Here is a 13,323-nt window from a genome sequence, read left to right as displayed (position 1 = left end):
AAAGTCTTAATCCCGCCCGATTTTTCTGCTATGGCTGCACTCAGGCAAGGCAGGGTCTGCGGATGACAGGCAAACCACAGCAGGAAGTCACGCGCCGCCGGGTGTTCTACATCCCCGGCTATGACCCGATTCACCCACGCCGCTACCGGGAGCTCTACCGCAAGGAGGGGGCCGCCCAGGGCGCGATCTCCGGCTATACGCTCGATCTGATTGGCCGTCAGGGGACCGACAGCTACGGCTGGCTGGTCAACTCCACCCAGGACGGGGCCGAGGTCGAGGCGGAGTTTGACGTGCTGGTCTGGTCCGATATCGTGCGAGACAGTATGGAGCTGTCGATCCCCGCCACCTACCTGATGATGGCCCGCACCGCCTGGACCTATATCGGTTCCGGCGCGCTGCGGCGGCTCATGCGGCTCAGGAAAGGGCCGGTCATTGCCGCGCTTTACCCGGTGGGCATGTTGATCCTGCAGTTGATCCTGGCGCTGGTTGTCGGCGTGGTTCTAGCGGGGCTTGCCCGCTGGGGGGCGGGGACGCTGCACCCGTTGGCCGGATTGGCCGCCGGGTGGGCCGTCTTCCTGGCTGTGGTCGTCGCGCTGATGCGCTGGTTTCGCAAGATCGACAACAAGCTCTACGTCTACTACCTGATGCATGACTACAGCTATTCGGCGGCTACCAGGGGGGCGAATCCGCCCGAGTTGGAGGCCCGCATGGGTGAGTTTGCTGACCAAATTGCCCGTGCGTTGACCACGGATGTGGATGAGGTTCTGGTGGTCGGCCACAGCTCCGGCGCGCATCTGGGCGTGTCGATCCTGGCCGATTTGGTGCGCGACGGACGGCTGCCGGACAATGGGCCGACACTGGGGTTTCTGACCTTGGGTCAGGTGGTGCCGATGGTCAGTTTCCTGCCCGAGGCGCGACGCCTGCGCCGCGACCTGCATGACCTCAGCCGGGCAGGTGGGATCACCTGGGTCGACGTGACCGCGCCCGGGGACGGCTGCGCCTTTGCCCTCTGTGATCCGGTCACCGTGTCGGGGGCCGCGCCCCCCTCAGGTAAACGCTGGCCACTGGTGATATCCGCCGCCTTTACCCAGACGCTCAGCTCCGAACGTTGGGCTGAGCTGCGCTGGCGCTTCTTCCGTCTGCATTTCCAGTATCTCTGCGCTTTCGACCGGCCCGGGGACTATGATTATTTCCGCATCACCGCCGGACCCCAGACACTGGCCAACCGCTTCGCCGGTCGACGCCCGTCGAAAAGTCGCATTGACAGAACGGTGTCGAAATACACCGATATGGCCTCATGACGGACGCCCCCTTGTTGCCCCCCAAACCGCCCGCGCGCCCGGGCAAGGTCTCGCTCTGGCGCTACATGAAACTGTTTCGCCGCGATATCCTGTCGGCGCAGCCCGCGCATCTTTATCGCGCCTGGATGGCCGAGTTCCGCACGCCCTTCTTTCGCAGCTTCATGTGCAATGACCCGGAACTCGTCGACTTGGTTTTGAAGGGACGCCCCGACGATTTTCCCAAGTCCGACCGCGTGCGCGAGGGGCTGGCGCCCCTGCTGGGCAACTCGGTCTTCATCACCAATGGCGAGACCTGGAAGCGCCAGCGCCGCATTATCGACCCGGCCTTCGAGGGTGGGCGCGTGCGCGAGGTCTTTCCGGCAATGTGGGACGCGGGCGTGGCCTGTGTGAACCGCTTGGCGCCGCTGGCCGACGGGCAACCGGTCGAGATCGAAGCCCAGACCAGCCACGCCGCCGCCGATGTGATCTTTCGCACGCTGTTTTCGATCCCGATTGAGCATGAGGTTGCGGGCGCTGTCTTTGACCGGTTTAAGGACCACCAGCGCACCGCTCCGGTGGTGAACCTGGGAGCAATTCTTCCGCTGCCGCGCTGGTTTCCGCGCTTTCACCGGCGCGAGACGAAGGACACCGCCCGCGACATCCGCACCCTGATCACCCAGCTGACCGCCGAGCGGATGGAGGCGATCCGCGCAGGCACCGCGCCCGATGATCTGGCGACCAAGATCATGACCACGCCGGACCCGGAGACGGGGGCGTGTTTCGACACCGAAGAAATGGTCGACCAAGTCGCGATCTTCTTCCTGGCGGGGCATGAGACCAGCGCTTCGGCCCTGGCATGGGCGCTGTACCTGTTGGCGATGTATCCCAACTGGCAGGACCGCGTGGCCGAAGAGGCGCTGCAGTTCGATCCCGAGAAGATTTATTTCTCGACCATGTCCAAGCTGAAGCTGTCGCGCGACGTGTTTCGCGAGTCGATGCGGCTCTACCCGCCGGTGCCGATGATGGTGCGCGAGGCGGCCTGTCCCGAGGAGTTCCGCAAACGCGATGTGCCCAAGGGCAGCCAGGTGGTGCTGAGCCCCTGGCACCTGCATCGCCATGAACGGATCTGGGATCGGCCAGACGAATTCGACCCTGGGCGGTTCCAGACGCCCGAGGGCAAGCAGTGCATGCGGGACGCCTATATGCCGTTTTCTGCCGGGCAGAGGGTCTGTCCGGGGTCTGCCTTCGCGATGATCGAGGGGCCGTTGATCCTGTCGCTTCTGGTGCGGGAATATCGGTTCGAGTTGGTGGAGGACCGGCCTGCCATGCCGGTGGCCCATCTGACGGTGCGGGGCAAGGACGGGATCTGGTTGAAGATCACGCGGCGCGAGTGAGGCAGCAAGACTTTTCAGAAAAGTCTTGCCAAAAGTTTTCTGAAAACTTTTGGTCCGGCGGAGAGGTCAGACAACCTGTCTGATCGGAGCATTGTTGCAGAAGATGACAATCTGGCCGGAATTTTCGACGGCATGAAAGCCGCGTCGCCTCAGCTCAAACTCGAACCGTTCCCAACCAACGGTGCGTTCGATGTCACGCCGCTTGCGGCGCACAATTCCGCCTTCACGCGCGGCTTTGGCATCGAAGACCTGCTGCAGCCAGACATCGGCGGGGAGAAGGGCATGAAGTTCCGTCATCCCCCAATCCTGCCCCAGCATGGTTAATCAGCGGTTAACCCGCGATAGTGGCGCAGCACGTGCAATCGGATCGCCGAGGCCAGCCCCATGTCCACCCCGCGGGCCGCGTCGATCTCGGCGGCGAGCGCATTGATCGGCATACCGCGCTCGGCGGCAATCTCGCGAAACGCATCCCAGAACTCGCGTTCCAGCGAGACCGAGGTGCGGTGGCCATGCAGAGTCAGGGAGTGTTTTTCAGGTCTCATTGGGTCTCGTGCCCGTCCAGATCCCGGGCCGATTTCTCGGCCCGGGTCTTGTTCAGATTCTTCTCGGCTTTCGTCAGCCCGAACTTCACCGCGTTTTCATCGGCTTGCGCACGCTTCTTAACGCGATCCCGCGCCTTGCGGGCCTTGTTCAGGTTGACGACCTTAGCCATCTCAGTCCTTCGGACCAATCATCTGCTCGGGGCGCACAACTGCATCAAAGGTGGCCTCGTCCACGAAGCCGAGTGCAATCGCCTCTTCCTTCAGAGTGGTGCCGTTCTTGTGCGCGGTCTTGGCGACCTTGGTGGCATTGTCGTAACCGATGGTGGGCGCCAGGGCGGTGACCAACATCAGGCTTTCCTTCATCAGCTTGTCGATGCGCGGCTCGTTCGCCTGGATGCCGTTCAGCATACGCTCGGTAAAGCTGTCCGCGGCGTCGCCCAGCAGCTGGATCGATTGCAGCAGATTGTAGCTCATCATCGGGTTGTAGACGTTGAGCTCGAAGTGACCCTGCGAGCCCGCAAACTTCATCGCCGCGTCATTGCCCATCACATGGGCGGCCACCTGGGTCAGCGCTTCGGCCTGGGTCGGGTTGACCTTGCCCGGCATGATCGAGCTGCCCGGTTCGTTTTCCGGCAGGATCAGCTCGCCCAGACCCGAGCGCGGGCCGGAGCCCAGGAAGCGGATGTCGTTGGCGATCTTGTAGCAGCTGCCCGCGACGGTCGCGATGGCGCCAGACATGAAGACCATGGCGTCATGGGCCGACAGGGCCTCGAACTTGTTGGGGGCGGTGACGAAGGGCAGGTCGGTGATGCGCGCCATGTTGGCGGCGACTTCCTCGCCCCAGCCCTTGTTGGTGTTCAGCCCGGTGCCGACGGCGGTGCCGCCTTGGGCCAGTTCATAGATGCCGGGCAGGGCGGCCTTCACGCGCGCGATCCCCTGACGGATCATGTGGGCATAGCCCGAGAATTCCTGACCCAGGGTCAGCGGCGTGGCGTCCTGGGTGTGGGTGCGGCCGATCTTGATGATGTCCTTGAACTCTTCCTGCTTGGCCTCGAGGCCCGTCAGCAGTTTTTCCAGACCGGGCAGTAGCACGTCACGCACCGACATGGCGGTGGCGATATGCATGGCGGTCGGGAAGGTGTCGTTCGACGACTGGCCCATGTTGCAGTGATCGTTCGGGTGCACCGGGTCTTTCGAGCCGATCACGCCGCCCAGGATCTCAATCGCGCGGTTGGCGATGACCTCGTTGGCATTCATGTTCGACTGGGTGCCGGAACCGGTCTGCCAGACAACCAGCGGGAAGTTGTCGTCGAACTTGCCGGCCACCACTTCGGAGGCCGCCTGAACGACCGCGTCGCCGATGGTCTTGTCCATCGCGCCGGAGGCGGTGTTGGCCTCGGCGCAGGCTTGTTTGATCACGCCCAACGCGCGCACGATGGCAACGGGCTGCTTTTCCCAGCCGATCGGGAAGTTCATCAACGAGCGCTGCGTCTGCGCGCCCCAATATTTGTCGGTGGGAACTTCGAGCGGGCCAAAGCTGTCGGTTTCGGTGCGGGTCTGGGTCATGTATCAGCGCCTTTGCTAAAGTCTCGCTGACTTCATAGCCGATCCGGCACAAAGTTCAATCCTGTATACCGTTGGATACCGCTAACGCCTGCGCCCGGTCTTTCCCTAGTGGCGCGCGCGGCGAAACTCGAAGACATGGGCGGGCGGAAGGTTTCCCCAGATCATGCCGCGATGATGTGTGGACAGCCCCAGCTCGGCGCGCATGTCCGGTGCAATGGGCGCGCGGGGTGAATAGGTGATCTGGGTGAAGAACCCATCAGGGGCCATGACGTCGAAGGCACGCCCCACGACCTCGCGTTGGATCTGCGGTCGGGCCAGCACCGGCACGCCGGAGATTACCGCGCTGATGCCTTCGAGCCCGATCTCCTGGATCTCCTGTGCCGGGCGGTTGAGTACGGTTACACCCGGAAAGCGTGTGCGCAGGGCATCACAGAAATTCGCGTTCATTTCGAGCAACGTCAGCCGCTCCGGCGCAACGCCCCGATCCAGGATCGCTTTGGTGAATACCCCTGTGCCCGGACCGATTTCAACGATCGGGCCATCCACATCCTCGACCCCCGCCGTCATCTTGCGCGCGGTGGCCGCCGAGGAGGGGGCGATCGCCACGACCTCTTTCGGGCGGCGCAGGGTTTCCTTCAGAAAGAGCGTGATCGGGGCGGGCATCGGGGCCTCCTGCAAGATGCGTTTTCGTGCAGAATGCAGAGGTTACGAGCCCGGGCAAGAGCCACGCCGAAATCTTCACCGAAGCTTCATGAAGCCGCGACAGAGCCGTTACAGGGCGGGCGCGACGGGCAAAAAAACGGGCCTACCCCGCCTCGCATGCACGCATGGCGGTGGACATGATGCTGTCGATATCGTCGGCAAAGGTGGGGCTTGTCGGTTCCAGACGAAAGATCTGTTCGCTTGCCTGATCCGCACCCGTGCAGAAGAATGTGTCAAAGCCGTCAAACAGGCGCGCTTCTATCTCCGCCGCCGTTCCGCCACCCGCGGCGTGGGCCAGCGCGGTGATCAGATCGCGCTCTTCCTCGGTCGGGACCAGACACATGGCCAGTTCGAACCGAGCCCGGGCCTGGGCAATATGGGCGGCGGTTTGGTACTGGCTGTCGGTGAGGCCCGTGAACTGGCCGAAATACTCGGCCAGCGCCACCACGGCGGTGACGTATTTGTTGAAGGCAGTGGTGGTGGCGGGATCCAGGGTGGGGTCAACCTCGATCGGTGGGAGATCCGACCAAGCGTTCGGGGTGACCTCGACGAGTTTCGCCCATTGCGCCGTGCAGTGCCGTGCCGCGACTTCGGATCTGCTGACCGTCTCCGGTCCACCCGCCCAGGCGATCCCGCAGGCGGCAAGACACAGGGCGGAGGATGTGATCGAGCTACGGCCGAGTTTCATGGCTGATATCATTATGAAAAAAGTAGTTTTGGGATGGTTTGCCCTTCGCCAACAGAAAACCCCGGCGCGGGCCGGGGGGGCGGGGCATTCAGATCACTTGCGGAAGCTGTCCAGGCTGACGATCTCGGCGTCCTTGTGCTCTTCCTCTTCCGCGTCCTCCTCCTCGGAGGCCGCCGGGCTGTCTTCGGCAGGGGGCGCGAATTCCTCGAAATCGACCGGCGCTTCCTCTGCAGCGGCCAATTCGGCTTCTTCTTCGTCTTCCTGGGTTTCGAACCGCAGGCCGAACTCCACCGAAGGGTCCACGAAGGTGCGGATCGCGTCATAAGGGATCGACATGCGTTCGGGTTGGTCGCCGAAGTTCAGCGTGACGGAAAATCCGTTCTCGGTCACTTCAAGGTCGGCGAACCAGTGCTGCATGACGATGGTCATGTCCTCCGGAAATCGTTCGCGCAGCCAATCGGCCAGCTCGACCTCCGGGTGGGTGGTGTCGAAGCTGATGAAGAAATGATGCGCGCCGGGCAAGCCGCGGTCGGCGACCTCGTCCAGGACGGTACGGATCAGGCTCCGCATCGCGTCATGCATCAGGTTTCCATAATCGATCCGGTCGGACATGGGTGGGCCTTCCTGTTCACTATGCGTCCAGCATACGAGATTCGGGGGGGAAGGGAAGTCAGATGGTAAGGACCCCGGCGAGCCAACCGGCCCCACCCATCAGGGCGAGGGTCAGGAGCAGCGGGCGTTTGAACGGCACCAGAAGCACCGCGGCCAGGGCAGCCAGCACTAGGGCGGTCAGGTCTAGGCTGGCGGGTATGGGGAAGGCTGCGGCAAGGGGTGCGCGGGCCTTTGTGACCTCGGCAAAGAAGACGTGCAGCGCGAACCAGAGCGACAGGTTGGCGATCACCCCGACCACGGCGGCTGTGATGGCCGATAGTGCGCCTTTCAGACGCGGGCGGGTGGTCAGCCATTCCACGTGTGGCGCGGCGGCGAAGATCCATAGGAAACAGGGCACGAAGGTAACCCAGAGCGTCATTGCCGTGGCCGCAAGGGCCAGGCCGACGCCGCCCGCGCCGAAACCCGCCAGGAAGCCCACGAACTCGGTCACCAGGATCAGGGGGCCGGGCGTGGTTTCGGCCAGGCCCAGCCCGTCCATCATCTGTGCGGTGGTGAGCCAGCCGTGGCGGGTCACCACCTCCTGTGTCATATAGGCCAGCACCGCATAGGCGCCGCCGAAGGTGACCACGGCCAGCTTGGAAAAGAACAGGCCGATCTGGGTCAGGGTCTGTGCACCCGTGGCCCAGGCAGCAGCGATCGGCGCAGCCCAGAGTACGCCCCAGGTCAGCGTGGCGCGCAGGGTGGCGGCGGCCTTGGGGCGCGGCGCGGGCTCGGTGGTGCCGGAAGCGGTCAGTGCGCCATAGGCGGCGGCCAGACCGATCACTGCGGGGAAGGGGGCCGCAAAGCCGTAGAGCGCGATGAACGACAGGGTTGCAATGACCCAGCGATCCCTTTGATGTAGCGTCTTTTTCGCCAACTTGGCCAGGGCCTGCAATACCACGATCACTACCGTGGCCTTGATGCCCAGGAAGATGGCCTCGATCGTGGGCAGGGTGCCCCAGGTGGCATAGGCCAAGGCCAGGGCAAGCATCACGGCGGCGCCGGGCAGCACGAACAGCAGCCCGGCGATCAGCCCACCGGTCACGCCTTTCAGGCGCCAACCTGCATAGGTGCAGAGCTGCATCGCCTCAGGCCCCGGCAGCAGCATGCAGAAGGACAGGGCGCGCAGGAACTGGTCTTCGGTCAGCCAGGGGCGGTCCTCGACCAGCTCACGGTGCATGACGGCGATCTGTGCCGCCGGACCACCGAAGGACATCAGGCCAATGCGGGCGAAGATGCGGGTGATTTCGGCCAGCGTTGGGGCGTTCATGCCTTGCGCTCCGCGCCATGTTCATGGGTCTCGCCCACCCCGTCGCGCGCCCAACGGTAGAGCGCGTCATAGAGCGGCATGGCTGCCTTCAGTTGGGCCATATCGTCCTTGAACTGGCGCGACAGGCCGACGGACAGGGCCAGCAGACCGGCGGCCTCGGGGGCGAGGTCGTGGCGGTTCGTATCGGCGGCGCGCACCACCCGGGCGAGGCGTTCAAGCGCGGGGGTGGTCAGGCCGAATTCGGCGACCATTGTATCAAAGCTGCATCCGTCTCCGCGATGGGTCCAGAAAACGCCATTCACGTCGAACGGGGTGGCGCCGAAACGCTCGGCCACATCGGCGACCTGGGCGGGCGGGACGAAGAGGAACCGGGCGTCGGGGTCGACAAAACGGCGGATCAGCCAGGGGCAGGCAATGCGGTCGATCTTGGGCCGGTGCCGGGTGACCCAGAGCGTGGCGTCGTCGGCCTTCTCTGGCAGGACCCTTGCTGGCACGCGCGGCAGGCCTGCGGTCTTCCAGCCCAGGTTGCCGCCTTCAAGCGCTTCGGCATGGACGCCTTCGGCGCGCAGCCGCGCGGCGGCGCCATGGCTGAGTTTCAGACCTTTCTGGCAGACCACCACGACGCAACAGCCCTGCAAACCCAGCGCCAGGGTGATGATCTGGTCATGCGGGCAGCGCCGAGCTGTGGGGATGAGGTGCGGATCGGCGTCAAAGTCCGCGTCGAGGGTGACATCAATCACCACGGGGCCCTCAGGGGTGCCGATCAGGCGCATCAATTGCTGCGGAGAGATTTCGCTAAAGGCGGGCATGGGGGCATCCTTCATGTCAGTCGTGATGGATGCGCTCCTTCGACCTTGGTCTCACGGGGTGGATGCGCAACCCCATGAGCGCTAGGTGCCAGACCGGGCAGGGGGTGGTCAAGCCCCCGGCAGTCCCAGCCCCTCGCCGGACAGGCACAGGGCCAGCGTGTCGGGCGGCAGATATCCCAGCTGTTCAAAGAGGGCCAGAAAGTCGAACTGGTTATAGGCCTCGACGATGCGCCCTTCCTGCACCCGCACCATGATCTGGCCGGTGACGCGCACCGGTGCCTCGGTCGCGCGTGAGGTGGCGTGGGCCGACATCGAGGCCCAGACCCAGTCTCCCATCTCGACCACCTTGTCATAACGGATGTCCTGCAACGCCACATGGGCCAGGAAGGCGGGCACCAGCGCCTTGAAATCCTCGGGCCCGACGGCGAAATCCATCATGCCGCGGGCTTCGGTGTCCGGGGTGAAAAGTTCGTCGATCGCGTCCAGGTCGCCTTGCAACCAGACCCGATCATACCAGGTCTTGAGTGTGTCCAGAGCCGTCATCGGTTGCTCCATCTCGTATCTTGTCTGCTCGGAGGACAGCTTAGGCCCAAATGGTTAACGGCTTGTGACACGCGGCCGGGAAATCCGCATGACGCAGGGGAAATCGACCGTGACTGATGGGGGAGATAAGTGCAGGTTTCTGTTGCCAGGTACCTGCGAACCCCGCCTCACGCGGCTAGGCGAAAGGGCTTAAGTTTCGATCTTTCGGACTGCTTACGCAGCCAGAGCGACCGGAGCACGATTGTCGTTGGCAATTGTACTTTAGCGGGCCGATACGGTGGCACCCAGCCGAGACAAAGCTAACCCCTTTAGACGTCCGTCGATCCTGTTTCGGCCCCATGATCCCCAACGATGGGATGTTTGGTGGAGCCGCCGGGTACCGCCCCCGGGTCCGATCCGCTTATTACGAGCGCGTTTATGTCCATAGTCCCGAAGGACAGACCAGATATAAGCCCCCCGGGGCCGCAGCTCAACCCGCCTTGGTTGCGAAAAAGGCAAAAAGCGTCTTACCCTGTGCGTGGTTCTTTTCAGCCAGCATGTTTCAAGGGAGAGATAGAAGATGAAGAAGTTGAAAGCCTTGGTCCTGGGCGGGACCGCGTTGATGGCAGTGGGCGGAGGCGCGCAGGCGGCCGAGACCTGTGGGCGCTATCCGGTGGATCAGGACACCTATACCTGTGTCTGCACGGCGGATCAGAGCCGCGGCACGGTCTGGGGCAGCGGTCCCTATACGGCCGACAGCGATCTGTGCCAGGCGGCGCGCCATGCGGGCGCGATTGGTGTGAACGGTGGCAAGATCCTGGTCGCCCGCGCAGCAGGGCAGGCGCAGTATTCGGGATCTTCGCAAAACGGGGTAACGACACAGAGCTGGGGAAGCTATGACACTTCGGTCGAGATCCTGCGCGGCAAGGCCAGCGCGCCTGCCAATGTGGCAGCCTGCGGGGCCTTTGATGCGGCACGGTCGCCGATGACCTGTTCCTGCGCGCCGGGCGCGGGCAGCGGCACGGTCTGGGGCAGCGGACCCTTTACCGCTGACAGCGATATCTGCGCGGCGGCGATCTTCGAAGGGGTGATCGACGCACAGGGGGGCAATGTCACCGTTCTGGCGGTTGAGGGGTTGGACAGCTATTTCGGGCAGAGCCACAACGGGATCACCACGCAAAGCTGGGGCCAGTATCAGCAGAGCTTTACCTTCAACTGGAACTGACCCCGAAGGGTGGGTCAGTAGCCCGACGGCCCCTCGCGGGTGGGATCGTGGCTTTCCTGGCCCGTCAGCGGCGGGTTGAACACGCTGACCAGCACGAGGTCCGCTCCTGCATCGGCACGCAGAATGTGGTCGTCGTGCTGGTCCAGCGCATACATCACGCCGGGCCGCAGGGCGTGGGTGGGGCCGCCCACCTCTTCGACCTTGCCGGTGCCCGCGATGCAGTAACAGGCCTCCAGGTGGTTGTCGTACTTCAACCGCGTCTCGGTGCCCGCGCGTACGATGGTGTGGCACATCGTGAACCCCATACCATCCTCGGCCACCAGAAGGCGGTGGCTGGTGCCATTGCCCCAGTCGACGAAACGGCCGGTGGCTTCGATTGCGGTCAGTTCACGGACGATCATGGGGCGCTGATCCGTGCCGCGCGGGCGGCGCGTACCTGTTCGGCGAGTGTCAGCGTGTAGGCGGTCAGATCTGCCAACGCCTGATCGGCGGCCTCGCCATCGCCAGCCTCGATCGCGTCGGCAATGCGGGTGTGCAGCGCGACGATCTCCTCTCGTGACCGCGCGGTAAAGGTAATCATGTTCATCAGCGGTTGAGTCGCCTCGACCGCACCCGCCAGCTGGTAGGACAACACCGGGTTGCCCGCCCCATCTACCAGCGCCCGGTGAAAGGCCACGTCCGAGGCGCAGAAGCTTTCATCCGACAGGCCGGGTTGCGACTGGCGGTGGATCTCGGCGCGCATGGTGGCCAGTTGGTCGGGGGTGCGTCGTGCGGCTGACAGGGTGACACAGGCGCGTTCCATTGCGTAACGCGCCTCGCAGGCGGTTTCGAAATCGACCTTGTTCATCGACAGAAGCAGCGTCGAGGTGGTGATCTGCTGCCCGTAGGCTTCCTCGAAACTGATCCGGTTCACGAAGGCGCCACCGGAGGCGCCGCGCTGGGTGCGGATCAGGTTCTGCGCCGCCAGCCGTTTCAGCGCCTCGCGCACGGTGGGGCGCGAGACGCCGAACTTCTCGCACAGCTCCGCCTCGGACGGCAGGCGCTCATCCACCAACAATCCGCCCGACATGATCGCATCGCGAATGGCCTCGGCGATCTGGACGGACAGGTCGCGGTTCTGCTCAAGTTCGGTTTTCACGCGGCGTCACTCCGAATGTTATCAATTGTCAGACATTCAATTGTCAGACATTATATACACCGACTCAGGGATGGAGGAAAAATGCCCCTTTCGTCAAGGATTCGCGCCATGGCGGCGCCGCATTGGCTGACGCTGTTCGGCCTGATCCTTGCGGGGTGGGTGGCGCTCTATGCCATGGCCCTGCCGCCCGAGATGGTGGCGGCGGCCAACCTTTACGGTGTCGAATTCTGGCAATCGCTCTGCATCGTGACGCCGGACCAGGCGGGATACTGGGGCGTGGCGGCCATGTGGGCAGTGATGGCGGCGGCGATGATGGCGCCGACCTTCTTGCCGGCGCTGGCCACCTATGATGACCTGATCCATTCGGGCGCGGCCACGCGGCAGGGGTTCATGTTGTTGCTGACGGGCTATCTGCTGATCTGGCTGGGCTTTTCCACTGTCGCCGCCGGGCTGCAGATCGCGCTCTTCCGTGCGGGGCTGGTGTCACCCGTCGGCCAAAGCCTGACGCCGTGGCTGTCGGGGAGCTTGCTGATCGGGGCAGGGTCCTACCAGTTCTCGGCGCTCAAGGACAGCTGCCTGACCCAATGCCGCGAGCCCTTGACCTTCTTCATGCAATACTGGCGCCCCGGTCTGCGAAACCCGCTGGAGCTGGGCCTGCGCCTCGGCGCGCTCTGCCTTGGTTGCTGCTGGGCGCTGATGCTTCTGGGGTTTGTCGGCGGGGTCATGAACCTGGCCTTTATGGGCCTCGCCACGCTGGTGATGATTTTCGAAAAACTTCCCGACATTGGGCGGCTGCTGACGAGGCCGCTCGGGTGGGGGCTGATTGCCGCGGGTCTCGCGGTGATCACAAACGCGCTGATCTGAGGAGGACGCAATGGACGGTGCACAAGTTGGAACGGTCAACTGGACCATCAAGGGGGAGCTGATCCTCAACTGCAACTGCACGGTGTTCTGCCCCTGCGTGGTCAGCCTGGGCAACCACCCGCCGACCGAGGGCTACTGCATGGGCTGGGCCGGCATTCGCATTGACGAGGGCCAATATGGGGACGAGGACCTGTCGGGCCTGAACATCGGCCTGCTGCTGGAAATTCCCGGCAACATGGCGCGCGGGAACTGGAAGGCGGCGGCCTATATCGACGACCGTGCCTCGGATGCGGCGTTTGAGGGGCTTCTGAACATCTTTACCGGCAAGGCCAAGGGCACCACCGGGCTGTTTTCCATGCTGGTCAGCGATTTCCTGGGCGCCGAACGCGCGCCGATCACGTTTGAGACCGAGGGCAAGAAGCGCCGCCTGATGGTGGGCCGCGCCATCAAGGGCGAGATCGAGCCGGTGCCGGGCAAGAACGGCGAGGACCAGGTCATCACCAACACCGAATACTGGATGGGGCCGGACATCACCGTCGCCACCGCCAACCAGGGCCGCGTGCGTGCTTTTGGCCGGGTGTGGGATTTCGACGGCAAATCCGCCGAGATCTGCCAGATCGACTGGAAAGGGCCCGGGCGCTAAGCCCGGACCACCTGCTAGGGAGCGCGACC

17 protein-coding genes and 1 other RNA gene are annotated in these 13,323 nt (G+C 63.9%); 5 read left to right on the top strand and 13 right to left on the bottom strand.

All coding sequences use genetic code 11. The features are described from left to right. The first annotated feature begins 62 nt into the window (after positions 1-62). Positions 63-1,301: a hypothetical protein gene (locus ACO07D_RS18130; RefSeq protein ID WP_421704334.1), complete on the top strand. Its 1,239-nt coding sequence runs from the start codon at positions 63-65 to the stop codon at positions 1,299-1,301. After that, complete coding sequence (locus ACO07D_RS18125) at positions 1,298-2,674, top strand: cytochrome P450 (protein ID WP_421704333.1); 1,377 nt, start codon at positions 1,298-1,300, stop codon at positions 2,672-2,674. Before ACO07D_RS18130 ends, ACO07D_RS18125 begins: the two co-directional genes overlap by 4 nt. A gap of 66 nt (positions 2,675-2,740) precedes the next feature. Here ACO07D_RS18125 and ACO07D_RS18120 read toward each other — a convergent pair whose 3' ends face one another. The 11 genes from ACO07D_RS18120 to ssrA all read right to left on the bottom strand — a co-directional run bounded on the left by ACO07D_RS18120 (position 2,741) and on the right by ssrA (position 9,922). Continuing rightward, positions 2,741-2,992: an N-(5'-phosphoribosyl)anthranilate isomerase gene (locus ACO07D_RS18120; protein ID WP_421704332.1), complete on the bottom strand. Its 252-nt coding sequence runs from the start codon at positions 2,990-2,992 to the stop codon at positions 2,741-2,743. A gap of 2 nt (positions 2,993-2,994) precedes the next feature. After that, complete coding sequence (locus tag ACO07D_RS18115; protein ID WP_421704331.1) at positions 2,995-3,216, bottom strand: ribbon-helix-helix domain-containing protein; 222 nt, start codon at positions 3,214-3,216, stop codon at positions 2,995-2,997. Then, positions 3,213-3,386, bottom strand: a complete 174-nt coding sequence (locus ACO07D_RS18110) for a DUF4169 family protein (protein WP_421704330.1) — start codon at positions 3,384-3,386, stop codon at positions 3,213-3,215. The genes ACO07D_RS18115 and ACO07D_RS18110 overlap by 4 nt, the downstream gene beginning before the upstream one ends. A gap of 1 nt (position 3,387) precedes the next feature. Further along, complete coding sequence (gene fumC, locus ACO07D_RS18105) at positions 3,388-4,782, bottom strand: class II fumarate hydratase (RefSeq protein ID WP_421704329.1); 1,395 nt, start codon at positions 4,780-4,782, stop codon at positions 3,388-3,390. Between the two features lie 105 nt (positions 4,783-4,887). Beyond that, positions 4,888-5,445, bottom strand: coding sequence for a class I SAM-dependent methyltransferase (locus tag ACO07D_RS18100; protein ID WP_421704328.1), 558 nt, complete (start codon positions 5,443-5,445; stop codon positions 4,888-4,890). A 142-nt stretch (positions 5,446-5,587) separates the two neighbouring features. Beyond that, on the bottom strand, positions 5,588-6,172 hold the full coding sequence (locus ACO07D_RS18095) for a hypothetical protein (RefSeq protein ID WP_421704327.1): 585 nt from the start codon (positions 6,170-6,172) through the stop codon (positions 5,588-5,590). A 93-nt stretch (positions 6,173-6,265) separates the two neighbouring features. After that, positions 6,266-6,784, bottom strand: coding sequence for an SspB family protein (locus tag ACO07D_RS18090; RefSeq protein WP_421704326.1), 519 nt, complete (start codon positions 6,782-6,784; stop codon positions 6,266-6,268). Positions 6,785-6,842: 58 nt separating this feature from the next. After that, a complete protein-coding gene (gene chrA / locus ACO07D_RS18085; protein ID WP_421704325.1) occupies positions 6,843-8,093 on the bottom strand; it encodes a chromate efflux transporter in 1,251 nt (416 codons plus the stop codon). Beyond that, positions 8,090-8,902 (bottom strand): chromate resistance protein ChrB domain-containing protein, encoded by an 813-nt coding sequence (locus ACO07D_RS18080; protein ID WP_421704324.1) that lies wholly within the window; start codon positions 8,900-8,902, stop codon positions 8,090-8,092. Before ACO07D_RS18080 ends, chrA begins: the two co-directional genes overlap by 4 nt. 108 nt (positions 8,903-9,010) lie before the next feature. Next, on the bottom strand, positions 9,011-9,445 hold the full coding sequence (locus ACO07D_RS18075; protein WP_421704323.1) for an ester cyclase: 435 nt from the start codon (positions 9,443-9,445) through the stop codon (positions 9,011-9,013). Positions 9,446-9,573: 128 nt separating this feature from the next. Further along, positions 9,574-9,922, bottom strand: a transfer-messenger RNA (tmRNA) gene (gene ssrA / locus ACO07D_RS18070). A gap of 82 nt (positions 9,923-10,004) precedes the next feature. Here ssrA and ACO07D_RS18065 point away from each other — a divergent pair. After that, positions 10,005-10,649, top strand: a complete 645-nt coding sequence (locus ACO07D_RS18065) for an LCCL domain-containing protein (RefSeq protein WP_421704322.1) — start codon at positions 10,005-10,007, stop codon at positions 10,647-10,649. 14 nt (positions 10,650-10,663) lie between these two features. On the opposite strand, the gene ACO07D_RS18060 is transcribed toward ACO07D_RS18065, so the two are convergent. Next, positions 10,664-11,050, bottom strand: coding sequence for an ectoine synthase (locus tag ACO07D_RS18060; RefSeq protein WP_421704321.1), 387 nt, complete (start codon positions 11,048-11,050; stop codon positions 10,664-10,666). Then, positions 11,047-11,787 (bottom strand): FadR/GntR family transcriptional regulator, encoded by a 741-nt coding sequence (locus tag ACO07D_RS18055; protein ID WP_421704320.1) that lies wholly within the window; start codon positions 11,785-11,787, stop codon positions 11,047-11,049. Before ACO07D_RS18055 ends, ACO07D_RS18060 begins: the two co-directional genes overlap by 4 nt. An 81-nt stretch (positions 11,788-11,868) precedes the next feature. On the opposite strand from ACO07D_RS18055, the gene ACO07D_RS18050 reads away from it, so the two are divergent. Together ACO07D_RS18050 and ACO07D_RS18045 are read left to right on the top strand one after the other, a co-directional pair. Then, a complete protein-coding gene (locus ACO07D_RS18050) occupies positions 11,869-12,651 on the top strand; it encodes a DUF2182 domain-containing protein (protein WP_421704319.1) in 783 nt (260 codons plus the stop codon). Positions 12,652-12,661: 10 nt separating this feature from the next. Further along, entirely contained in the window at positions 12,662-13,294 is a 633-nt protein-coding gene (locus ACO07D_RS18045) for a DUF1326 domain-containing protein (RefSeq protein WP_421704318.1), read from the top strand. The last annotated feature ends 29 nt before the right edge of the window (positions 13,295-13,323 follow it).

The sequence above is a fragment of the Aliiroseovarius sp. genome, assembly GCF_965228805.1.
In the GTDB taxonomy this organism is placed as follows: Bacteria; Pseudomonadota; Alphaproteobacteria; order Rhodobacterales; family Rhodobacteraceae; genus JASBTN01.
This window is presented reverse-complemented; position numbering and strand designations above follow the sequence as displayed.